23 protein-coding genes are annotated in these 23,551 nt (G+C 42.3%); 17 read left to right on the top strand and 6 right to left on the bottom strand.

The features are described from left to right. Positions 1-72 precede the first annotated feature (72 nt). Entirely contained in the window at positions 73-423 is a 351-nt protein-coding gene (locus N8M93_RS01725) for a VOC family protein (protein ID WP_261129330.1), read from the top strand. A 143-nt stretch (positions 424-566) separates the two neighbouring features. Here N8M93_RS01725 and N8M93_RS01720 read toward each other — a convergent pair whose 3' ends face one another. From N8M93_RS01720 to N8M93_RS01710, 3 genes are all read right to left on the bottom strand, one after another. Beyond that, positions 567-1,964 carry an NADP-dependent glyceraldehyde-3-phosphate dehydrogenase gene (locus N8M93_RS01720; RefSeq protein WP_261129329.1) on the bottom strand — a complete coding sequence of 466 codons (1,398 nt, stop codon included), beginning with the start codon at positions 1,962-1,964 and terminating at the stop codon, positions 567-569. 532 nt (positions 1,965-2,496) lie between these two features. Beyond that, entirely contained in the window at positions 2,497-3,513 is a 1,017-nt protein-coding gene (gene namA / locus N8M93_RS01715; RefSeq protein ID WP_261129328.1) for an NADPH dehydrogenase NamA, read from the bottom strand. A gap of 190 nt (positions 3,514-3,703) precedes the next feature. After that, entirely contained in the window at positions 3,704-4,492 is a 789-nt protein-coding gene (locus tag N8M93_RS01710) for a glycerophosphodiester phosphodiesterase (protein ID WP_261129326.1), read from the bottom strand. 290 nt (positions 4,493-4,782) lie between these two features. Between N8M93_RS01710 and N8M93_RS01705 the strand changes: the two genes are divergently transcribed. After that, entirely contained in the window at positions 4,783-6,399 is a 1,617-nt protein-coding gene (locus N8M93_RS01705) for a M20/M25/M40 family metallo-hydrolase (RefSeq protein WP_261129325.1), read from the top strand. A gap of 96 nt (positions 6,400-6,495) precedes the next feature. On the opposite strand, the gene proC is transcribed toward N8M93_RS01705, so the two are convergent. Continuing rightward, positions 6,496-7,347, bottom strand: coding sequence for a pyrroline-5-carboxylate reductase (proC, locus tag N8M93_RS01700; RefSeq protein WP_261129324.1), 852 nt, complete (start codon positions 7,345-7,347; stop codon positions 6,496-6,498). A gap of 126 nt (positions 7,348-7,473) precedes the next feature. On the opposite strand from proC, the gene N8M93_RS01695 reads away from it, so the two are divergent. Next, the gene (locus tag N8M93_RS01695) at positions 7,474-8,445 is read left to right on the top strand and encodes an MBL fold metallo-hydrolase (RefSeq protein ID WP_261129322.1); all 972 of its coding nucleotides are present in this window, start codon (positions 7,474-7,476) and stop codon (positions 8,443-8,445) included. Next, complete coding sequence (locus N8M93_RS01690; RefSeq protein ID WP_261129321.1) at positions 8,446-9,231, top strand: SDR family oxidoreductase; 786 nt, start codon at positions 8,446-8,448, stop codon at positions 9,229-9,231. A 545-nt stretch (positions 9,232-9,776) separates the two neighbouring features. Here N8M93_RS01690 and N8M93_RS01685 read toward each other — a convergent pair. Further along, positions 9,777-9,977 carry a YqzH family protein gene (locus N8M93_RS01685; protein WP_261129320.1) on the bottom strand — a complete coding sequence of 67 codons (201 nt, stop codon included), beginning with the start codon at positions 9,975-9,977 and terminating at the stop codon, positions 9,777-9,779. Between the two features lie 144 nt (positions 9,978-10,121). Between N8M93_RS01685 and N8M93_RS01680 the strand changes: the two genes are divergently transcribed. The 12 genes from N8M93_RS01680 to N8M93_RS01625 all read left to right on the top strand — a co-directional run bounded on the left by N8M93_RS01680 (position 10,122) and on the right by N8M93_RS01625 (position 21,046). Then, positions 10,122-10,298, top strand: a complete 177-nt coding sequence (locus tag N8M93_RS01680; protein ID WP_261129319.1) for a hypothetical protein — start codon at positions 10,122-10,124, stop codon at positions 10,296-10,298. A gap of 98 nt (positions 10,299-10,396) precedes the next feature. Further along, positions 10,397-11,314: a GNAT family N-acetyltransferase gene (locus N8M93_RS01675; RefSeq protein ID WP_261129318.1), complete on the top strand. Its 918-nt coding sequence runs from the start codon at positions 10,397-10,399 to the stop codon at positions 11,312-11,314. Further along, the gene (locus N8M93_RS01670; protein ID WP_261129317.1) at positions 11,289-11,891 is read left to right on the top strand and encodes a TetR/AcrR family transcriptional regulator; all 603 of its coding nucleotides are present in this window, start codon (positions 11,289-11,291) and stop codon (positions 11,889-11,891) included. The genes N8M93_RS01675 and N8M93_RS01670 overlap by 26 nt, the downstream gene beginning before the upstream one ends. Positions 11,892-11,993: 102 nt before the next feature. Next, positions 11,994-13,250 carry an MFS transporter gene (locus N8M93_RS01665; RefSeq protein ID WP_261129316.1) on the top strand — a complete coding sequence of 419 codons (1,257 nt, stop codon included), beginning with the start codon at positions 11,994-11,996 and terminating at the stop codon, positions 13,248-13,250. Positions 13,251-13,399: 149 nt separating this feature from the next. Next, positions 13,400-14,560 carry an N-acetylglucosamine-6-phosphate deacetylase gene (gene nagA / locus N8M93_RS01660; RefSeq protein WP_261129315.1) on the top strand — a complete coding sequence of 387 codons (1,161 nt, stop codon included), beginning with the start codon at positions 13,400-13,402 and terminating at the stop codon, positions 14,558-14,560. A gap of 4 nt (positions 14,561-14,564) precedes the next feature. After that, a complete protein-coding gene (nagB, locus tag N8M93_RS01655; protein ID WP_261129314.1) occupies positions 14,565-15,311 on the top strand; it encodes a glucosamine-6-phosphate deaminase in 747 nt (248 codons plus the stop codon). Beyond that, positions 15,301-16,053 (top strand): GntR family transcriptional regulator, encoded by a 753-nt coding sequence (locus N8M93_RS01650; protein WP_261129313.1) that lies wholly within the window; start codon positions 15,301-15,303, stop codon positions 16,051-16,053. Before nagB ends, N8M93_RS01650 begins: the two co-directional genes overlap by 11 nt. After that, entirely contained in the window at positions 16,034-17,002 is a 969-nt protein-coding gene (locus tag N8M93_RS01645) for an N-acetylglucosamine kinase (RefSeq protein ID WP_261129311.1), read from the top strand. The genes N8M93_RS01650 and N8M93_RS01645 overlap by 20 nt, the downstream gene beginning before the upstream one ends. Before the next feature lies 1 nt (position 17,003). Beyond that, positions 17,004-18,152 carry a DUF1343 domain-containing protein gene (locus N8M93_RS01640; protein ID WP_261129310.1) on the top strand — a complete coding sequence of 383 codons (1,149 nt, stop codon included), beginning with the start codon at positions 17,004-17,006 and terminating at the stop codon, positions 18,150-18,152. 15 nt (positions 18,153-18,167) lie between these two features. Next, entirely contained in the window at positions 18,168-19,124 is a 957-nt protein-coding gene (locus N8M93_RS01635) for a GNAT family N-acetyltransferase (protein ID WP_261129309.1), read from the top strand. Between the two features lie 365 nt (positions 19,125-19,489). Further along, positions 19,490-19,747 carry a hypothetical protein gene (locus tag N8M93_RS01630; protein ID WP_261129308.1) on the top strand — a complete coding sequence of 86 codons (258 nt, stop codon included), beginning with the start codon at positions 19,490-19,492 and terminating at the stop codon, positions 19,745-19,747. Between the two features lie 72 nt (positions 19,748-19,819). Next, a complete protein-coding gene (locus N8M93_RS01625) occupies positions 19,820-21,046 on the top strand; it encodes an MFS transporter (RefSeq protein WP_261129307.1) in 1,227 nt (408 codons plus the stop codon). On the opposite strand, the gene N8M93_RS01620 is transcribed toward N8M93_RS01625, so the two are convergent. After that, the gene (locus N8M93_RS01620) at positions 21,010-21,954 is read right to left on the bottom strand and encodes an AEC family transporter (protein WP_261129306.1); all 945 of its coding nucleotides are present in this window, start codon (positions 21,952-21,954) and stop codon (positions 21,010-21,012) included. The genes N8M93_RS01625 and N8M93_RS01620 overlap by 37 nt on opposite strands. Before the next feature lie 362 nt (positions 21,955-22,316). On the opposite strand from N8M93_RS01620, the gene fabI reads away from it, so the two are divergent. Then, positions 22,317-23,096: an enoyl-ACP reductase FabI gene (gene fabI, locus N8M93_RS01615; protein ID WP_261129305.1), complete on the top strand. Its 780-nt coding sequence runs from the start codon at positions 22,317-22,319 to the stop codon at positions 23,094-23,096. Positions 23,097-23,551 lie beyond the last annotated feature (455 nt).

Genomic DNA, 23,551 nt, shown 5'->3' with positions numbered 1-23,551 from the left:
TTTTTTGTAAATCGGGGAGCTTTCAGTGATTGTAGAAATTTGTATCAACATAAAAACATTCAGGAGGTAAAAATGAAGGTCAAACGAATTGTTGCCAATGTTGAGACACAGAACATTACCAAAGCAAAGTACTTTTACGGGGAAGTACTCGGACTTGATCAACTGATGGACCTGGGATGGATTGCAACTTACGGCTCCGACGAGAAAATGACTACTCAAATCAGCTTCCTCTCACAAGGAGGCTCTGAGACGCCAGTGCCTGATTTGTCAATTGAAGTTGATGACCTCGAAGATGCACTAACTCGTATTAAAGATGCAGGGATTCCGATTGAGTATGGACCAGCTAACGAACCGTGGGGGGTTCGGCGATTTTTTGTAAAAGATCCATTCGGAAAGCTAATCAATATTCTTAGTCATCTGTGAATGAAATTAACATGATTTATAGAAATAATCTTCAACAATATGTAGCTTTTAAAGACAAAAATTCCACCGAAAAACAGAAATGGGTGTCCCCTTAATTTTTAATTAGAGGACGCCCTTATTCTTATTCTGATTAATACAAAGTGTTATAGATTTAAGACAAAAAGTTTATCACGTGTCATGGATTCAATACTACGACGGATGCCTTGAGAGCCAAGACCAGAGCTTTTGGCTCCAATGAACGGAAAGTGATCTGGTCCGCGCTCTGTTTTCGCATTCAGCTGGACAGATCCAACATTCAGCTTCGAACCCATAAAGAACGCTTTTTGAACGTTTTTGGTAAAAATGCTTGCTTGAAGTCCATATTCTGATTGGTTTGCAATTTTGATCATTTCTGCTTCTTCCTTGAAACGCAGGATTGGCAGGACAGGTCCGAATGGCTCTTCCCAGGCGATTCGCATATCAGTGGTGACATGATCGAGAAGAGCAGGGGAGATCAAGTTGTTTACTCTTTTATGATTCAAAACGGGAGCGGCCCCTTTTTCTAGTGCCTCTTCAATTAATTCCTCCACATAATCAGCTGCTTGAGTATTGATCAATGGTGTGATCGTTGCATTTTCTTCAGGTGATCCCACAGATAATTGTTCAACCAGTTCCTTGATTTTACCAATTAGTTCATCTGCGATCTTTTGATCCGCCAGTACACGTTTGATTGCGGTACAGCGTTGTCCAGAGTAAGAAAAAGCACCGCTGACAATCTGTTCGGCTGCTAACGATAAATCAGCATCCTCTAATACAAAGGCAGGATCCTTGCCGCCTAGTTCCAAAACGACAGGTTTCATTTTTGCTTTTTGAGAGATCGCTTGTCCCGTCGCTGAACTACCTGTAAAGGTAATCATGTCGATATCTGGATGGGTGACGAGCAAGTCTCCAATTTCAGATCCTTTCCCAGTCACTGTTTGGACCACTTCTTGAGGAATATCTGTTTGTAATAGAGCCTCTACCATAAGTAATCCGCTTAAAGCACCTTGGGAAGCTGGCTTGAAGACGACAGCATTACCACTGATTAGGGCAGGTGCGATCTTCGAAGCAGCAAGGTTAACGGGGTAGTTGAATGGGGAGATGGCAAGGACGACACCTAATGGAGCCTGCTCCACCATCGCCATTTTTGTTGCTTTTCCCCCTTTGAATGAATCACCTTTCAACAATTCACCATGCATTCTGCAACCTTCTTCAGCAACGTAGCGAATAAGGTCAGCGGTCCGAGTAACTTCTTTTTTGGCTGCGTTATACCCTTTTCCGACTTCTTTGGAAATCACCTCAGCAATGTTCGCCTGGTTCTTTAACAATTGATCTGCCCAATCATGAAGGATATCAGCTCTCTTGTATAATTCAATTTCCGCCCATTGCGGTTGAGCTTCTTTCGCTTTATGGATCGCTTTTTCTACTGACTCTTTTTCCATAATGGGGATGACGCCGATCCGTTCTTCTCCAGTGACAGAATAGATTTCCTTTTCTTTACTTAATAGTGTTGTACTAATCACTCATTCACTCCTTTGCATTATTCTGATTATTCATTCTATTAGACAAGACAATGTGTTCTTTTTCAATCCTTGTGTAAACGGTAACATTGTATGTTAAAACGCTGTCATAATGATTATCCTTTTAAATGATTGAAAATTCACAACATTACGGGCAGTTGGTATTAAATGTATAAAATGCAAAAGATCCTTATCGAAAGAAAAGTAAAATCCACAAAAAAAGAGAGTTTAGATTCCAAGCTCTCTTAAAATTAATGAAGGACTCTGTTTTTTTCCACTTTAACAGTGTGCAGGACCTTTTTTTAATAATAGAGGACAACTGTCCGCTATTTGGGAGAAACGCTCCTGATTTTTACTAGTTTCAGGTAAATAAGGTCCCCGGTGTCCTCTAATTTTCTAAAGATAGGGGATTTGGTGCTAATAAGGTTGCTGATGCCTCTAATTTAACCCGTGAAAATTTCCTTACTCTCTACAAAAGGCACAGTTTTCATTAAAGGCTTGGTTTTGTCTTTTATATTGGCAATACCGGACAGAATTACCATCCTCGTTCATATTGTTTCGGTGGTTGCAGTTCCGCGTTGAGCTCTTGGGCAGCTCTTCTTGGCCAGTACGGATCTCGTAACAATTCACGGGCTAGAAAAACCAAATCGGCACGTCCGTTCTGAAGTATTTCTTCAGCATGTAGTGGAGAGGTGATCATGCCGACAGCACCTGTGGCAATAGAAGCTGCTTTTCGAAGCTTTTCAGCATATTGCACTTGATAACCTGGATAAGGGTTGATTTTAGCAGGAACGACACCTCCAGAACTGCAATCGATGAGATCGACACCAAGGTCTTTCATCCACAGGGCATAGTCTATGTAATCCTCCACAGTATAGCCAGATGGATTGTAATCATTGGATGAGATCCGTACGAAGATCGGACCGACCCATTCTGATTTCACAGCAGTGATGATCTCTCGAAGGATGCGGAATCTTTTTTCTTTCGTTCCTCCGTATTGATCTGTTCGTTGATTGATCAATGGGGATAGGAATTGATTGATCAAGTAACCATGTGCCCCGTGAATTTCAATGACATCAAATCCAGCTTGGCGGCTCCGTCTCGCAGCTTGACGGAAATCTTCAACTGTCTGCTTTATTTGTTCCACTGTCATTTCGATGGGGACTTCCATATCCTTTTTAAAAGGAACTGGTGATGAAGAGTAGATCGGGCCATCGACGATCGCTTTCCGGCCGGCATGAGCAAGTTGGATTCCGATTTTAGAATCCTGTTCATGCACTAGATCGGCCAGCATTGATAATCCTTCGACTTGTTCATCGTTCCAGATTCCGAGATCCTCCATGGAAATCCGTCCTTGTGGATGAACAGCAGAAGCTTCGACAATGATCAAGCCGACTTGTCCGACCGCACGGCTTACATAATGTGTCTTATGCCAATTGGTCACTTCTCCATCCTGTGCAAAACATGAATACATACACATTGGTGACATGACGATCCGGTTTTTCAACGTCATATTTTGAAAAGTAATCGGTTCAAACAGTTTCATACTCATACTACACATCTCCCGTCTTTCTCTTTTACACGCAACTAGGACTCGCCTGCGCTAAAGCCTTGGCTTTGCCAAGTTTTCTTTATGAAATAGTTTATCATAATTATCCAATATACCTTTTGGAATTTGCTTTGAAAAACAAACGTAAAAATAACCCATGCATCGTGTTCGTTTCGATGATGGGTCATTCGCTTCAAAAGTAACTTTTGGGATTGATTTTATGGAAAACATTGCCGATCACAGTAGGTTTAACGAGCAATGAACCATCTAAAACTGCCCTGGCGGTATCTGGCACATCTGTAATGATCGCTTCCACTTTTTGATCACATAGCCATTTCATTTTTTTAGGGTCGTTTACAGTGTAGACTCTGACTTTTATATCATGATCCCTGAACCCATTCAGAATCGCAGGATGTAAGGTCCGCCAATGTGGATGCACGCAATCCGTGGATAGACTCTTCACATAATTCCAAGGTTCATAAAGACCTGATGAGTAGAGTGGTGCAATCTCCACAGTTGAATCGAGTTGTTTCAATTCCTGTAAACTATAATGATTGAACGAGGAATATATGATACGATCTTTCAACTTGTGTCGATCCACTAGATCATAAACGATTCTCTCCATACCATAATAGGGCATGATCGTATTTTTCAGTTCAATGTTCAATAACAGGTTTGTCTGTTTCATCCAGATGAGGAACTCTTCCAATGTCGGGATACGTTCGGAACTAAATTGTTTCGAAAACCATTTTCCTGCATCAAGTTTCTGCAATTGATCATATGTGAATTCGCTGACGAATCCTTTGCCATCTGTCGTACGTTTAACTGTTTCATCATGAATGATGACAGGTATTTTATCTTTCGTTAGCTGTACATCAAGTTCGATACCATCTGCTTTCATTTCTAAGGCTTTTTTAAAAGCGGACATCGTGTTTTCAGGGGCGTATTTACTTGCTCCTCGATGTGCAAATATATATGTCAAAAGAGATCGCTCCTTATCGACGACTTCAATTTTGGTTGATGTATAGTTTAACATAGCGTTATTTGTTAAGAGTATTTCGTGCCTTCTACGAAAGAATTACCATGCAAATGCTTTTCTCTGATAGGTTTTCTATATAGTATATACGATTCATTCATATTTTGCTTCCTGTTGGAGAATATCCTGAAGTTTTTTAATGTGTAAAAGGGTTTCGGACACAAACACCGAAATCTTCTTCTATAAGAATACCAAATTCGACAAATACTTTACGTAGTGTATGGGAGTGAGCATCTATGAAGAAATGGCAGGATAAAGAAAGTTTGAAGGAATTGCTTTGTCATTTAGTTGAGTTTCCAAGTATCACTGGGTCCGATGCGGAAATTGCGATCAGTGAATTCATCCATATGAAACTCAATGATCTCCAATATTTCAAGGATCATCCATTGGACTTACAGATTCATCCTACTAGTGATGGCCGTAAATTCGTCACAGGTTTGATAAGAAATGGGAACAGTTCAGAGACGGTGATTCTCATCAGTCATTTCGATGTAGTCGATGTTGAAGATTACGGGGAGTTCAAAAACCTTGCTTTCCGTCCGAAAGAACTGACAGCCGAATATATGGCAATCAAAAATGACCTTCCAGAAGCTGTACAGGATGACTTGAAAAACGGTGAATGGCTGTTCGGAAGAGGATCGATGGATATGAAGGCAGGTTTAGCGCTCCAAATGTCGATGATGGAAAAAGCCAGCCTAGGTGAATTCGATGGGAACATTTTACTGTTGACAGTCCCTGATGAGGAAGCGAACTCGACAGGTATGATGGAAGCGGTAGAAGTCCTTCTTGAGATGTCCCAAACACACGGACTACACTATAAAGCCTGTTTGAATTCTGAGCCGATTTTCACCCGTTATCCAGGGGATACGAACCAATACGTGTATACAGGTTCGATTGGAAAGCTATTGCCAGGTTTCTTGTGTTACGGAATGGAGACACATGTCGGAGAACCTTTTTCCGGAATCAACGCAAATTACATGGTATCCGAATTGACAAGGGAGCTGGAACTGAACACCGGTTTTTGTGAAGTGATTGATGGGGAAGTTACACCGCCACCAACCAATTTGATGCAAAAGGATTTGAAAGAGGAGTATTCTGTACAGATTCCCCATGTTGCGGTGACACTTTTCAATATGATGACGATGGAACGCTCCATCAATGATATCAATAAGGATTTGTTGGCGATCGCGGGTAAGGTCGCCAGAAGAATTGAGAACCAGTTGAATGAGAGAGCCATTTCCTTCAATCAGTGGGAATCGTTCGATCCGATTGATAGTAAAATTTCGGTCTTTACGTATCAGGAGCTGCTGGAAAAAGCGATTGAACAATACGGGGAAGCGGAGATCGTCAGACGGCAGGCCTATATTGCAGGTAGTTACAGGTTAATAGGGGACCGTGACCTTTCTACCCGTATCGTGTTCGACCTGGCATCACTTTGTAAGGAAGAAGGGCCGATGATCGTGTTGTTCTATAGTCCTCCGTTCTATCCAGCAGTCTCTTCACGTGAGAATCCTTTTATCAAACAAGTGGTAGGAGAGATGATCGAATATGCAAAGAACCAGCACAATGTCGTGCTGAAAAATCAGCATTATTTTGCAGGGTTATCTGATTTAAGTTTTACAAGCCTGACACAGCCAGTAGAAGGACTTATCCCGTTATTCAGAAATATGCCGCTGTATCAGAATGGTTATCACTTTCCGCTGGATGAACTACAGCAGCTTAAGATTCCAGTCATGAACCTGGGACCATTAGGACGAGATCCTCATCGATGGACGGAACGTTTGAATATCGACTATTCGTTCGGAGCTTTCCACGATATGCTCGGCACAGCGATCCATAAACTGTTGAAATAGAAAAAGAGCTCAAAAAGCTCTTTTTCTCACACTTGAAGAAAGTATAAATATACTTTCTTCAGCCTACGCCTAAGGCTTGGCTTTGCTAAGTTTTCTTTAACGGTTAGCTGTATTTTTCTTACAGATCGAAAAGTGCTGCTGCAGTTCTTTGGAGCGTTTTGCGGCATCAAGGATGCATTGTTTAAAGGCATCCTCAACATGCCTCTCCATTAAAGCATTCAATCCTGCTTCGGTTGTACCGCCTGGGCTTGTAATATTTATTCGAAGCTGATTCAAGTCGGTGCTGGATGCTTTCATCATTTGTCCTGCACCGATCATTGTCTCAGCAATCAATTCCCTGGCTTTATCATCATCCAACTCAAGATTCATGGCTGCTTGTTTCATGGCTTCTGCTATATAGTAAAGATAAGCTGGTCCGCTGCCAGCAAGGGCTGTAGTTGCATCCATATATTGCTCTTGGACCACGGTTACAGAACCGATTGCTTTGAACAGCTGTTCCACGATCAGGCACTGCTCAAGGGTTGTATTTTTTCCGATACATAATGTTGTCGTAGAGTGGCCGATCTCGGCTGAGGTGTTCGGCATCGTCCGGATGACTGGGCAATCAGATCCGAGGACGCTCTCAATGAATTCTGTGGTGATGCCGGCCATGACAGAAGTGATGATATGGGAGTCTTTCACATAAGGACGGATTCGTTCAAGACCTGATTGAGCATCTTTCGGTTTCATAGCGAGGATGATCAGATCCGTTTCCGTCAAAATACGTTCATCATCGTGGGAGATATGGATCCCGTATTTATCTTCAAGGTACTCCAACCGCTCCTCATCTGTACGGTTGGTGACCATGATGTTCGGAGAGGGAATCATTTTTCTTGAAACCAGACCTTTTATGATTGATTCCGCCATCGACCCTGCGCCGACGAAGGTGATTCGATTGATTGTTGTCATTTTAAATGATTCTCCCTTCTGCTAAAATGAAAGCACTCTACCTTTTCAGAGTACGATCAAGTATCATATAGTATTTCAATTTCAATACTGCTTGATTCAGTTCAACAATACGGAGGCGTTTTTGTTTTGGACCATACAACTGATATTCACTGCATTACGTTACCTACTCCCTTTGCAGTCGGTGATGTTAATGTATATCTTATAAATGATGAAAAACTGACACTGGTCGATACGGGACCGAAAACGAAGGAAGCGTGGGAAGCATTTCTTACCCAAATCAATAAACTAGGATTCAATGTAACTGATATCGACCAGGTAGTACTCACACATCATCATCCTGATCATGTAGGTCTCTCGGATTACTTGAAAGACAACGGAACGAGGTTCATAGGATTAGCTTACAATGAGCCCTGGCTCCAAAGAGATCCGCTATTTCTTGAACACCATGATGATTTTTACTTGAGAGTCTATCGAGAAATGGGTATTGAAAAATTCCATGAAAAAGCGATGCAACGGATCCGCGGATATTTGGATTATTCTTGCTCCATCAATATTCATAAAATTGTAAAAGAAGGCGATCGAATTGATGGCTTACAGGGATGGATCGTTATCGAGACACCAGGACATGCTCAGGGACATCTTTCCCTTTTTAGAGAGGAGGATGGTGTCATGATCGGTGGTGATCACCTCATTCAACACATTTCATCCAATGCCTTGATCGAGCCGCCGCCAATCGGTGTTCAGGAACGGCCGAAAACGTTGCTTCAATACCGTGACTCACTTAGAAAACTACTAGACTTGAATGTGAAGATCGTGTATGCAGGTCACGGAAAACCAGTTGTAAATCCCAAGGATCTGATCAGAAAACGTCTAGTGAAACAGGAAGAGCGTGCAGTTGATATCAGGAAGATGATCATCGATAAACCGAAAACAGGCTTCGAAATCTGTCAAAACCTGTTTCCGACAATCTTTCTAAAGGAACTAGGATTGACGATGTCCGAAACACTTGGACATCTTGATTTATTGAGCAGTAATGATCAGATCCAGATTACAGAACAAAATGGTGTCCTTTATTTTCAAGCGAAGGGGGCAATGTAGGTGAACGATACTAAAACCGTCGTCATCACAGGTGCTTCGAGCGGAATCGGAGCAGAAATGGCGAGAAAGGTTGCCTCGAAAGGTTGGACTCCTGTGTTGATGGCTCGATCCTTCGAAAAACTCGAACACCTTCGCAATGAAATTAAGAACGATTATAAAACGACTGCGTATAGTTTTCAACTGGATATTCAAGACAAAAAGAACATCGAAGCTGTTTTCAATCAGGTACAGCAAGAGATTGGAGCGATTGATGTTCTTATAAATAATGCAGGTTTCGGGGTTTTTGATTATTTTGAAGATGCGAAAATGGAAGATATCGAAGGGATGTTCAATACGAATGTCTTAGGCATGATGGCCTGCACGAAAGCTGTCTTACCCGGAATGATCGAGCAAAAGAGCGGGCATATCATCAACGTCGCTTCCCAGGCTGCAAAGCTGGCAACTGTGAAGGGCAGTGTATACGCAGCAACGAAACATGCTGTTCTCGGTTTTACGAACAGTTTACGTATGGAAGTGAAGGATTATGGCATCCATGTTACGACTGTGAATCCAGGTCCAATACAAACGAACTTTTTCACTATTGCAGACAAATCGGGTCAATATGAGAAGAACATCGCTAAATGGATGCTCAAGCCTGGTAAAGTGGCAACAAGGGTTGTCGCTGCGATCGACAAACCCGTCCGCGAAATCAATCTTCCGGGATGGATGGAAGCAGGCAGCAAGCTGTACCAGCTCATGCCGGTAATTGTGGAGAAACTGGGGAAAAGAGCATTCCGTCAGAAATAAGAGTAGACTGTTCCTGATGTGGGGTCGGGAGCAGTTTTTTATGACACTTAAAGAGGCTGGGACAAAACGATAACTGCCAACAGAAAAGACGAACAATAAAATATAATGGATAAAATGAAAGACGAAAAGTGTAGGTAACATCCGTAGACTCCTGCGGGAACAGCACGAGTCGAAGATCCCGCAAAAAAGCGGTCTGTGCTTTCTGAAGAGGCTGAGGCCGTGTCTGCGGAAAGCGAAGGATGTTGCCGAAGCGGAACCTTCATTTATTTGCCACTGAAGAAAACCCGGACGAATGTTCGGGTCTTCTATTGAACTATGTTCATTTGTCCCATGCTCTTTAGTATAAGCGCAACTAAGTCTCAGCCTGTCAAAGGCTTGGCTTTGCCAAGTTTGCCCTTTTAGAAATCACCGAAATAGTTTGAGTTTGCACCGATATTTTTGGAATGTGCACCGAAAAATCCGGAGCTAGTACCGATATTTTTGAAATGTGCACTGTTTCCGGAGTTTGTACCGATCTCGGTTAGCAGCTAATTTTTCTCACAATGCTACTGTCCTGATGAAAGGTAAGAATAAACCTTATCATGCACAATTGCAAAAACTTCTTCTGCCTGTTGGGTGTGTAAATCGATAGTTACTTGCTCGATCAATTCATCATATTCATCCTCTGTAAGGGGAGATAGTTCCAAATCTCCGAAATAATCAACTACACATCTGTCTATCATTTTTCTCAGCAGTTTTTTCTCCATCGTTCATGTCACCGTCCTTTATCCACCTTAGAATAGGGTACCTCTTCCGTCAACATTATTTTTTTGCGGCCCTTTCATTTGGAAGGAAATGAATTGCTCGGCTACGAATATAGTTATACAAGGTTAATAGAGGGGGAATAGAGGATGAGAATTAAAGTTGTGATGAATAGCGGTAAAGAATATGTCCTTCAAATGGATAAGTCCGATTTCCAGTCAATCGTCATGACTGATGATGATACTGTTCGCGATGAGATGATCGAGATCCACTCTTCACTTTACATCAATCCTTCCCACATTTCTTCATATGAAATTCTAGAATAGGTAATTTCCAGTTTTTTCTTGATTTTTCGTCACAATTGGTTCATAATGGGAATATAAAAAACTAACCAGTCAGTTTTATGTAAAAGGAGGAGAAATTCATGATAGAAATCAAGCGAGTATCATCTTGCCCGCTGACGGATGTAGTTGAGGCTTGGAATTCAGGATTCAAAGGGTATTTTACAGAAATGACAATGACGGTCGATCGTTTCATACAGCGCATGGTCCATGAAGGCCTCTCTGCTGAAGACTCGATTGTGGCATACGTGGATGGAGTGCCTGCTGGGATCGTGTTGAACGGATTCAGGATTGTTGATGGCAAAACAATCAGTTATAACGGGGGGACGGGGGTAGCTCCGGAATTCAGAAGAACGGGTATCGGAAAAAAAATGATGGAATCAACTATAGAAATTTACAAACGGAAAGCAGTCGATACTGCGACACTTGAAGCGATTAACGAAAACTCTGCTGCAATCAAACTTTATGAATCACTTGGATATGAAATCACGGACAGGGTGGACTTTTTACAACAAGATGGTCCATTGCAACCACACTTTGAAGACTTTGAAATATCGCCTGAATATGATTTTGAACATACGACACCTGAACAAGTCAGTAAGTTGAGTTTTTATCAAAAAGAGAGTCCATGGCAGACACAGTGGCAAAGTGCAGCGAATGGTGAAGCAGTGGTTGCTTCACAGGAAGGTAAGCAGGTAGGATATGCACTATATCGACGGAGTTTCAAACCAGATGGAAACGCAGCTGTCATCGTCCTTCATCAACTAGGTGTAGACGCAGATTTCAATAATCCGTACAATCTGATCGACGCTTTGCTGCATAAGGTTTTGGAGCCGAAACAATCCTGTAAACGTCTCATCATCAATCTCTCTAGGGAAGCGAAACCTCAATATGAAACCGTAATGAACAGAGGGTTCTCGACGATGATCAGTCAGGTATGTATGGAAAAAGTCATAAAGGAGCCGATCGAAAGCAATGCCAAAAGTATCGAAAAAGTATAAGGAAGAGAAAATAGCAGTCATTTTAGATGCCGCAGCTCAATGTTTTGCAGACAAAGGATTCAGTGAGACAACGGTGGATGACATCGCAAAGGCATCTGGAACGAGTAAAGGATCGATCTACTTATACTTTTCAAGCAAGGAGGAAATTTTCTATAGTTTGAATGAAAAAAGTGCTGAACAATTTCTCGAAATCAAAAAACAACTGGCAAAACAAGATAACGCCTCTGCCAAACTTAAATACATCTTTCAACACTTGATCAGTGGTTCAGTCGGTAATGAAGATTTCAATAAGATTTCGGTCCAGTTCGAGTTTTGGATATATATATCAAGAAACGATAAGGAAGCGCTGTTTACCGAAAGGGTAGAAATGTTCACCTCTTTGATCAAGGAAATCGTGGAGGAGGGGATCGAAAAAGGGGAATTCAAAGAAACCATCCAGGTAGATGATTTTTCGAAACTCTTCTGGTCTATATGGGATGGGATCTTAGTGCAATTACTCTTCCATAAGGACGATTCAGAACTTAAGAGCATGATGCGGTTGTATGAACAGATGGTGTATCAATATCTGAAAAAGTAAAACTCAGACTTGAGACGGAGATCAAAAACCGCCTTGAGACAGTGTGAAAGAGTAGAGGGTTAGAAGAAAATGGTAGTGAGGTTATAAGTTGGAGGCGATAGTATGGAAGCGGTTGTTGAAACACGGCCACAACAAGGGGAAACCTCCCCTGCGATATGGAAAAATCGAAATTTTTTATTGTTATGGATTGCCGGGCTTTGCTCTAGTTTCGGACTGGCGATCTTCATGTTCTCCCAAGCATGGTATGTTGTTGAAGTGATGAACCTGCAAGCTTCTCTAGGTTTGGTGTATATTGCGTCGAGTGTTCCGCGTGTACTCTTTATGGTATTAGGTGGTGCAGTAGCTGATCGTTTCAGCAAAAATGTCATCATGTTTTTATCAGATATTCTTCGGGCCTTTGTGGCAATAGCGCTCGTCGTATGGCTTCTGTTTGGGGAGGTATCAATCTGGTCGTTCGTTTCGTTTGCCCTTGTTTTCGGGATATTGGATGCGTTCTTTTGGCCAGCTAACGGAGGACTGTTACCTTCGTTGATTGATAAGCAACAATTGACTAGAGCGAATTCAGTCATCCAAATGACAAGCCAGTCTTCTTTCATAGTCGGCCCGATGCTTGCCGGTGCGATCATCGCATTAGGTACCTACGTACTCGCCTTTTCTCTCACTGCTGTTTTACTCATCATCGCAAGTATCTCGATACTCCTGATCCGAGTCAAAAAGAAGGAAGGTACTTCGGAAAATCAGTCACCATCAAACCTGCTCACTTCCATCAAAGAAGGAGTCACTTATGTAAAACAATCAGCATTCTTAAGTTCCCTTTTGTTGTTTGCTGTCTTTATCAATCTATTCATGGTCGGACCATTGCAGATGGGGTTGCCGCTTTTCGTTAAAAATGTGATAGGCGGGAATTCGCTGGACTTCAGTTATCTTGAAGGAACTTTTGCAGGCGGAATGCTTGTAGGCTCAATTATCGTCGGGATTTTGAATGTCCGGAAGAACAGAGGTCTTGTCGTCATATTCGCGGTAATGGGATCAGGATTGTTCTTCGCACTTTTCAGCTTCACAGAAGCTTTGTGGCAAAGCTTGATTCTAATCGCACTGTTAGGCAGTACCTTCTCAGTTATCAATATCCCGATCATTGCTGCTATTCAATCCGCAGTGAAAGAAGAAATGATGGGGCGTGTGATGAGCTTGTTATCCATGGCTTCCCTCGGACTCGTACCGGTATCGTTTGCGATTACTTCAGGTGTTCTTTCAATCGGAGCTGACATAACATCGATTATGCTGACTGGTGCGTTATTGATTGTCATCTTCGCCGTTATCATCTTCATGAAAGTTCCTGGGCTGCGGAATTTTGATTAAGTATATAGGGGAAAATAAGAGAGGTCTGCTGAGTATAAGCTCGGCAGGCTTTTTTTAGGCTCAGCCTTCGCTAAAACCCGGCTTTCTCCTATGCTGGTATAGACAACTGTACCAGCATTTTTATATACTGGATAATAGAGGTGAAGTGTATGACGATTCAGACGATTACTGGAGGCAAAGTCTTTATTGGTGAGCAAAGTTTCCAGTCAGCGACTATACATATTGAAAACGGTAAAATCAAAGCTTTAAGCGATCAAACGATAGGGTCTTCTGATATCGAACTGGAAGATGGTGACCTCGTTTTACCTGGCCGGATCGATGGCCATATTCATGGTGCAAACGGACATGATGTCATGGATGGAACGGTTGAATCGATCGATGAAATGGCAAAAGCTCTTGTGGCTGAAGGGACGACAAGTTTTTTGCCTACGACGATGACTGCCCCAGGTCATGAAATCGAACAAGCCCTTACTTCGGTCTTTGAGTACATGACAACGCATAACGAAAGAGGGAAATCGGATGTTATCGGCATTCACCTGGAGGGTCCATTCATTTCTGAAAAAAAGAGAGGTGCCCAAAATCCAAAATATATCCAGACACCGGACGTGGATGCCTTCAACCATTGGAACAGATTATCAGGCAGCAACATTAAAGTGGTAACGATTGCGCCAGAGATTGAGGGTGCACTTGATTTTATCAAGGAAATCACCAGTCTGGGGATTGTGGCGTCGATCGGCCATAGTGATGGGACCTATGCAGAAATCCACAGGGCTTTAGAGGCAGGGGCGAAACAGTTCACCCATCTTTATAACGGTATGCGCTCTATGCATCACCGAGAGCCCGGTGTCGTTGGCGCTGCTTTTCTAACTTCTGGAGCTTTAGCTGAAATCATTGCTGATGGACTCCATTGTGCTCCTGAAATGATTCGGCTTGCTTATGAGATTAAAGGAAAACGGGGACTTTTGATGATCACGGATGCAATGAGAGCCAAGTGTTTAGGGAATGGCAGTTATGATTTAGGTGGCCAGGAGGTCTATGTGGAAGACGGTAAAGCGACCCTGCAGGATGGTACTTTAGCAGGCAGCGTATTGACGATGCAGAAAGCTTTCGAAAATATATCAACTTTCACAAAGGCTGATATTGAGGCTATAATTTTCATGTCATCAATCAATCCTGCAAAACAGTACGGCGTCTACGATCGAAAAGGGTCCATTGATATAGGGAAAGATGCCGACCTGATTGTACTTGATGAAAATCTAGAGTTGAAAATGACGATTTGCCGCGGAGAAATTGCTTATACGAGGGGTTGATGATATGAATGTGATTACGGTTAATGATGAGCGGGAGATGAGCGTAAGGGCTTCTTTGATCTTATTTGATGAGATAAAAAGGAATCCGGATCTAGTATTAGGAGTAGCAACCGGAGGGACACCGGCAAGAACATATGAGCACCTGGTTGATAAAGTCCTCAATGAAACCCTTGACTTATCAAAGATAACGACCGTGAATTTAGATGAGTATGTCGGTTTGGCTCGTGATCATGAAGAAAGCTATTGGCGCTATATTTATGAACACCTATATGAACCACTCAACCTATCTATTGACAATGCTCTCGTTCCAGACGGCCTGAGCGCGAATCTTCAAGCAGAGTGTCTCAGATATGAAAAGGTGATTGAACAAGTGGGCGGAGTAGACCTTCAGATCTTAGGAGTCGGGAGAAATGGACATATCGGGTTCAATGAGCCAGGAACATCGTTCGAATCGAAGACGCATGTAGTGGAACTGACGGAAAGTACGAGAAAGGCGAATGCAAGATTTTTTGATCGAAAGGAGGAAGTTCCTTCTCAGGCGATTACAGTCGGGATATCAACGATCATGAAAAGCAGATCGATTCTCTTATTAGCCTCAAGTCCGGAAAAATCTGAGGCAGTTCACGCATTGTTGAGTGGAACCATCGATCAGGACTGGCCGGTTACCGTCTTGAATGAACATCCATCCGTCACATTGATCGTTACAAAAGATGCACTCGAAAAAGGAGAGGAGGATCCCGATGATCAATAAACACTCCACTTTACCGCTATATACCCAGGTTGAACAATACTTGAAAACAGAAATAAAAAAAGGAGGTTATCATACAGGTGATCTTATTCCATCTGAACGTGAGCTATCAGAGAAATTTCAAATCAGCAGGATGACAGTGAGGCAGGCAATCAACAATCTGGTGAATAAAGGAGTCTTGTATCGGGAGAGGGGAAAAGGCACGTTTGTTTCTGCACCGAAAATCGGTTATCAGCTGAAAGGGATCGCAAGTTTTTCAGAAGACATGAGACGGCGAGGAATCGAACCATCCACAAAAGTGATCTCTTTCAAAACGCTTATAAATCCACCGGAACATATCCTCAAAAAACTGGAATGCGAAACCGACAAAAAAGTGATCGAGCTGGAGCGGATCAGGTTTGCTAATGAAGAGCCTGTTGCAATTGAGACAGCTTATCTTCCTATCAAACTTTTTTCCAACCTTACTGAGAAGGATACAGGAGGGTCTATCTACGATTTTGTCAGGAATGAATTGAAATTGGAGATTCATAGAGCGGTACAGCAAATCGAAGCTTCACTTGTTGGCGAAAGGGATGGTTTCCTGTTGGATATCGGACCTGGAAGTCCAGTATTGATTGTCAATAGGACGACTTATCTGAGCAGTGGTGAACCATTCGAGACGGTAAAGACGGTGTTCCGAGCAGACCGTTATCATTTTTCGATCGAAATGGAGCAGGAGGGTGACTATGTACTATCTGGGGATTGATGGGGGAGGATCCAAGACTGCAGTTGCGCTGGTAGACGATAGAGGTGAACTTATTGCCTGTCATCATGGAGGACCGAGTAACCCGGTATCCGTCACGTTGAAGGAAATCGAAAAGACGATGGATGATCTTTTTGGACAGCTGAAACAAAATCATCAGGAACAGTTTTCGCAAATCAAAAGTGTATGTGCAGGAGTCGCAGGCACAGAGAACAGCCACTCGAAAGATGAATTACGGCTGTTATTGAAATCGAAATTCCCAGAAGGAACAACTGTACAACTCTGTCATGACGCGTTAACAGCTCTCTATTCGGGTACGGACGGTGAACCTGGCATTGTCAATATTGCCGGAACAGGATCCATCACATTCGGGGTCACAGCCGATAAAAACGTGGTACGATCAGGTGGATGGGGCTATTTATTGGATCATACTGGAAGCGGGTTCGGCATCGGAAGGCTTGCGCTCCAGAAAGTATTCGAAGCTTATGATGGATTCATACAACCGACGATGCTGGCAGAGTTCGTCCTCAAAAGGTTCAGAATCTCATCACCACCAGAACTCATCCCTGTTATCTATGGGACGAGCGAAAGCAGGAGCAGGATCGCCTCTGTTTGTGAAGATGTCTTTGCAGCAGCACGATTAGATGATAAAGAGGCAGTAGATATCGTCAAACAGGCTGCTGATGAAATCGCGAAAAGCATTTCTCATATCATTCACAACCATTTTAAAGGTTTAGATCAAATGAATGTCGTCTTGACGGGCAGTGTTTTTAAAAGCAGTGACATTCTATTGCCATTGTTACAAAAGGATCTTCCTGAGGGTGTCAAGTTGATTCTGCCCAAATCTCCCCCTGTTGTCGGTTCCGTTATCGAAAGTTATCAGGTATTACATGGTACTTGTCCAGAGGATTTCGTGAAAACTCTGCATGATTCATTTGCGAGGGGTGACTAGAATGGTGCATACGGGCTTGATGGTACTCATGAAAAATCATGAGGATTACAGAGGGTTGAACATCGGTCTCATCATCAACCACACTTCAGTTACTGCAGATTTACAAATGAGTATCGATGCTTTGCTGGCATGCGGATTGAATGTCACAGCGATCTTTTCTCCGGAACATGGTCTGCGGGGGCAGGTGAAAGAGGGGGAGCATATCGATCACCAAACGGATGAACGATCCGGACTTCCTGTTTATAGCTTGTATGGGAAGAATAAAACTCCTAAAGAAGAATGGCTGGAAACGATTGACTTGCTGGTATTCGATATCCAGGATCTCGGCGTTCGTTTTTATACATATATTTATACTCTGGCTAATACGATGAAACTTGCAGGTCAACTCGGTAAGAAGTACATCGTCTGTGATCGTCCCAATCCGATTTCTGGAAACCGCATCGAAGGGAATCGATTAGACATGCAATACGCCTCATTCATCGGCAATTATCAACTGCCGATCAGGCACGGAATGACAGTTGGAGAATTGGCAAAATACTTCAATGATGAATTCAACTTCAATACAGATCTCACAGTCATCCCGATGAAAAATTGGAAGCGAGTGATGTGGTTTGAGGACACAGGTTTGACATGGATCCCCCCATCACCGAATGCCCCTTCTGTTGAGATGGCACAAGTCTATCCTGGCACATGCTTTTTCGAAGGAACCAACGTCTCAGAAGGCAGAGGGACGACAAAACCGTTTGAATGGGTGGGTGCACCATGGATCGACCCATATAAATGGATGCAGCAATTGGATGGTTATGATTTAGAAGGTGTCCTTTTCCGAGAAGTGGTCTTCCAGCCCGCGATTTCCAAATATAAGGGGGAGACCTGCCAGGGTCTTCACATACATGTGTTTGACCGTGATCTCTTTAAACCGGTTGAAACAGCATCTGCCATGATCGAAACCTTGAAGTCTACTCATCCTGATTCATTTGAATGGATTCAAATCAAAGACTCCCGATACATGATCGATTTGATTCTCGGAACAGATCAATTTCGGTTGAACCTGCAAGAAAAGAAGCCGATCCTAGAGTGGTTACATCTTCAAGAATCTTTACTCGATGAATTTATTGAAAAACGCGGGAATGTTTTGTTGTACCGTTGAAAAGGAGCGGATCGTATGAACTTTGTAAGATGGGATGAGACGGTATTGCCGTTGGAGGAATTATGTGGACTGTGGAACGAAGAAATCGGAGGTGATTTCCCAATTACGGAAAGATTATTCCGACAAAACAGCCTGAATTGCCCTTTTGTGTTATCAGAAGGATCCTGGTATGTGATGGAAGGGAATAATGTCATCGGCTTCATCATAACGAAGTTTACGAAAGACAACGAAGATCATTTGCCGTCCAATATTGGTTGGATACAGGCATTGCTTGTGAAAGATGATTCCCGTAACAACGGTATCGGAAATCAATTATTGATAAAAGCAGAACAAGCCTTGGCGTCCGTCGGTGTTACTAAAATCATACTCGGAAGGGATTTCCATCATTACTTTCCTGGTATTCCCTCCACCGTCTCGAACATACACCTGTGGTTTGAAAATCGTGGGTATGTTGAGGTGAATAAGGTGAAAGACTTTTATCGTGTGGCTCCTGATCATGCTGAAGAGATAGATACAACAGAAATTACAATGTCGGAATTGGAGCCGAGCGAGAAGATGCAATTCCTGTCATTCATGGAAGAGTCGTTTCCTGGACGTTGGGAATACGAGGCTCGGGAGTATTTTAAAAAGGGTGGAGATGGTTCTCATTTTATCGTTGCAAAGTATGGAGAAGAAATCATAGGGTTTGTTCGAGTGAATGGTTTGGATAGCCCTGTCATCGGTCCCAATATATATTGGCACTACTTGTTTGAAGAGAAGGTCGGCGGTATCGGTCCTTTAGGAATCAAAAAGTCACACAGGAAAAAAGGATATGGTAAAGCAATCGTTCAAAAAGCAATCAACATAGCGGTTGAACGCGGCTGCCGACACCTCATCATCGACTGGACCGAGTTGGATGAATTTTATCAGTCCTTCGGTTTCAAGGCATGGAAGGAATATGAACAGTATGAAAAATCGATGAGAAAAATCTAGCTCATATTGCTAAAGTACCTTCCGTTGGATGAAGGTGCTTTGTCTTTTGATGGATCGGTTACCAAAAAAATCTAATCTATTTTAAGAACATAAAGTGGTTGAAACTTATTCGGATATGAGTTTTTTCCTAAGGTTCTAACATGACGTAGCAGTATTTTGTCGAGGATCCTTAATAGCTACGTAGTTTTGTTTTGCTTGATTTCCCCCAGGTGTATCATGAAGCACGCTTAAAGAATTTACAAAACCTACAAAAACGATATATTTTTCCGAATGGAAAAAAATTTATATTAAATCTTTATGATTTTGGGTATTTAAAAGAGATAGGTGAACGAAAGGTATAAAGTAGTTTTATGGAGGAGGACATCATGAACATTTCAAGCCCACTCAGTTTATCAGCAATAATATTAATAGGAATAGATTGTATTTTGATATTATTTGCCGTATTCAGCTATGCTTTATCAAGAGAAATGATTCTACTTGTCAGTCTTATTGCTCTTCTCTTAGCTCTTTTTGGAAAAACAAGAGGGGAGAATGGTTATATAGCTATGATTGGACTATGGGGTACAGCGTCATTTTGTATTCTTGTACTCTTATATGCTTTCATTCCATTCTTGTTGATCTGAACTTTTTGTATTTCACTTTTCCCTAATTACTAGTAAACTGGAAATATTAAACGATTCGTTAAGGGGAAAGTCATGAATAAAAAACCAGTCATCATCATTGCTCTGATTACGGCAGTTTGTGTCCTGGGAGATGCAATGATGTTCATCGTTTTACCGCTTTATTGGAAAGAGTTCGGATTAACTTCCCTCTGGCAAGTCGGAATACTTCTCTCAATCAATCGTTTCATCCGCCTTCCGATCAACCCGTTGGTCGGTTGGTGTTATTTACGGTTGAATAAACGTACAGGTGTCCTTCTGGCTGTCATTTTAGCCATGTTGACAACTTTCTCATATGGATGGCTGGAAAGCTTTTGGCTCTTATTCTTCATGAGGGCTTTGTGGGGTGTCGCCTGGGCATTCCTACGGTTAGGAGGTTATCTTACCGTAATCGATACCTCGACAGACCGGACAAGAGGAAATCTTGTCGGATTATACAATGGGCTGTGGGGGTTAGGTGGTTTAGTCGGAATGGCAGCAGGGGGCATACTTGCTGATTTAGTCAGTATTCAAACCGTCACCAATACATTCGGTTTCATGGCTTTAATCACCATTCCTCTAGTACTGAAGTACGTTCCTGCAGTTCCTGCCGAGTCTGAGGATACTTCTATGAAAAAAGACAAACAATCCATTGAAGTTACTAATGGAAAGCAAATATTCAAAAAGCCACAGGTTTTGACTATCCTTTGTTCAGGGTTACTCATTCCGTTGATCATTTTTGGGATATTCGCTTCAACGTTGAGTGCGATGATCGATTTCCGATTATCTGAATCATTCCTATTCCTGGGGATGACAATCGGGGCAGCTTCCTTTGCAGGGATCATTCAAGCGATCCGCTGGGGGTGGGATCCATTTATAGCACCATACATCGGGAAAATTTCAGATTTGAGATGGGGAAGGAAGCCATTATTGATTCTAGCTCTCTTCGGTGGTGCTGCGTTTTTTGCGCTAATCCCATTTGGTGCTTCCGTTTACTGCTTGTTATTCCTTTTAATCGGATTCCAGGTCATGTCTACCATGATGGTTACACTTAATGATTCGATCGCTTCTGATGTAGCTTCCAAAACGTCCAAGGTCAAAGTGATCACGGCATATACCGTAGCAGTGGATCTAGGATCGGCAACGGGACCATTATTGAGTTTCCTGATCATTGGATGGGTGGGAATCGATGTGCTGTACTGGCTCACGAGTGGATTATTATGTTTAATAGGTTTGTTTTGGCTCAATCAGTTTAAAAATGAAAGCAACTTAATAAGCCCATAGAGAAAACTGATCGTCACGATGGAAAGGACGGTTGATACGGAAGATCCTACTGAGGCAAAGTAGGGATCTCCACCATATTTCCGGGCATACAATGCAATCGTTGGTGCGGAAGGTGTGGCAGCGATTAGGACAGCAACGAGTAACAGAGTTTGATTGACAGGAAGGAAGATGATTGGCACAAGACAAAGTGGAATGACTAACAGCCTTGTAATGATTGCCGACCATAAGTATGTGTTACAAAGGTAATTCCGAACCTCCGTTACATTCAAATTGGCTAGCAAGATTCCAATGATCATCATCGAAAGTGGCACGGTTGGGAGTCCAACCGTTTTAAAAAGGTTATGAAAAGACACGGGCCATTGGTTGGGCAGTAAAAACATGATGAAGCCAACTGTAGTTGCAATGACTCCTGGATTAAGAAAAAGCCAACTCCAAGAAAATGAAGCATTCATGCGACCGACTACATAAATTCCATAAGACCAAATCAATATGATATAAAGAAAATTGAACACTGCAGTATATAGAATCCCGATTTCTCCAAGCAGGATATAAATGATCGCATAACCGATGAATCCTTGATTCCCGAATACGATCAAACCTTCATAAACACCCTTCTGATCATCTGGGAGGGTGGCTTTTTTACGTAATAAGATTCCAACAACGCATGCTATGAAAAGGGCAATAAGGGATAAGCAGATCAGCAAGCCAAACTCGTGCAAATACTTTGGGTTATACGGAAAATCCATCGAGTATAAGATGAGGGCAGGCAAGGTGATGTAAAGGACAAGCTGTGTGATGACATAATCCGAAGAGACAGGAAGGATTTTTGTTTTGCGCGCAACATAACCGACGATTGCAATCAAATAAAGCATCACCATCTCTCCGAGCAAAGAAAGCATCGCGCCCATAAAATCCCCCCAATGCAGGATATGAGGTTCATTACACATTAGTGAATGGTATGCTTTTTTCCAATTAAATCAGCTCTTCTATAATAAACAAAGTTAATGGAGGGGAAAATGAATAGATAGGGCTATGATCCATGAAAAAGTTCTTTCTGTCAGCGGAAACGAAGGTCAAAATACCCATGTGCAAGTCCGATCCATCGAAAAAGGAAAAATCGGGTCCAGCACTGTTGACGAATCGTGTACCAAGTTGCAATTGACATTTATACTATTTTAAAGTTGTTTAATTGTGTTATAATCATTCTGGTAACTGGTACTATAACTAGCTACTAAGTGTTATTTACTACATTGTTTCATTGGAGGACATCATGGAGGATTTACTCAAACTGAAAGATAAGAATATCGTGATCATGGGAGTTGCAAATGAACGAAGCCTTGCATGGGGCGTTGCAAAATCTCTCTATAAAGCAGGAGCGAACCTGATTTTTACATACAGGAAAGAACGTTCTCTTGGAAAACTGAACAAAATCCTTGAAAAAGATAATCATGATGCAAAGCTGATCGTTGAATGTGACGTGAACAATGACGAAAGCATCCAGGCAGCTTTTGCAAAGATTGGAGAGGAAGTAGGTACAATTCACGGCGTGCTGCACTCGATAGCTTTTGCCCATGCAGAAGACCTGAAAGGTGATTTCATCGATACGTCGAGGGAGGGCTATGCTTTCGCTCAAGATACGAGTGCTTATTCTCTGATTGCTGTTTCAAAAGCAGCCCAGCCTCATATGACCGAGGGTGGATCGATTATTGCAATGAGCTATTTAGGCGCTGAGCGAGTTGTTGAAGGGTATAACGTAATGGGTGTTGCAAAAGCGGCACTTGAAGCTTCTGTAAGATATTTAGCATCAGATCTTGGCAAACATAACATCAGGGTCAATGCAATTTCAGCAGGAGCGGTTCGGACTCTTGCTGCAAAAGGGATCCCGTCATTCAATCAGATTCTTCACGAGATAGAGGAAAATTCCCCATTGAAAAGGAATGTGACCCAGGAAGAAGTTGGCGACATGACGCTTGCACTAATCAGCCATCTTTCACGTGGCGTCACCGGGGAGATTGTGTACGTAGATTCAGGCTATAATATCATGGGATAGATTTTTAGCGCTGCTTCTCGATAGAGCAGTGCTTTTTTGAAATTATTAATAAAGGCTGTTTTCGTAAACTTTGTTGCTCTTGCACTTAAAGGGGCTGTCCAAAAAGAATAGTGTCAGACACCTCCAACACAACATTTTGAATCAAAACCATGATTTTTCGTAAAATGTTGTTAAATTCGGAGAGAGTCAGACACTTTTTGGACAGCCTCACTTAGATAAAGAGGAGAAAGTAGGTTGATGAAGCTATTTTGACCTGCCAAATACGTTTATCTCTACAACTCGGACCAAAACGCTGCAATTTTACAATTATCTCTACAACTCTGAATTTATCTCTAAAACTCCGGAATTATCTCTACAACTCCTAATTTATCTCTGAATTGATGAACGAGTAGCCAGGGGGAATCGGTCGTGCCTGATTCAACGAAAAAGCAACGAAGGAAAACGGACACCATTTT

The organism is Bacillus sp. Marseille-Q3570 (assembly GCF_946151055.1).
Lineage (GTDB): Bacteria > Bacillota > Bacilli > Bacillales > Fictibacillaceae > Pseudalkalibacillus.
The sequence above is the reverse complement of the archived record's forward strand: the minus strand, read 5'-3'. Positions and strand labels throughout refer to the sequence as shown.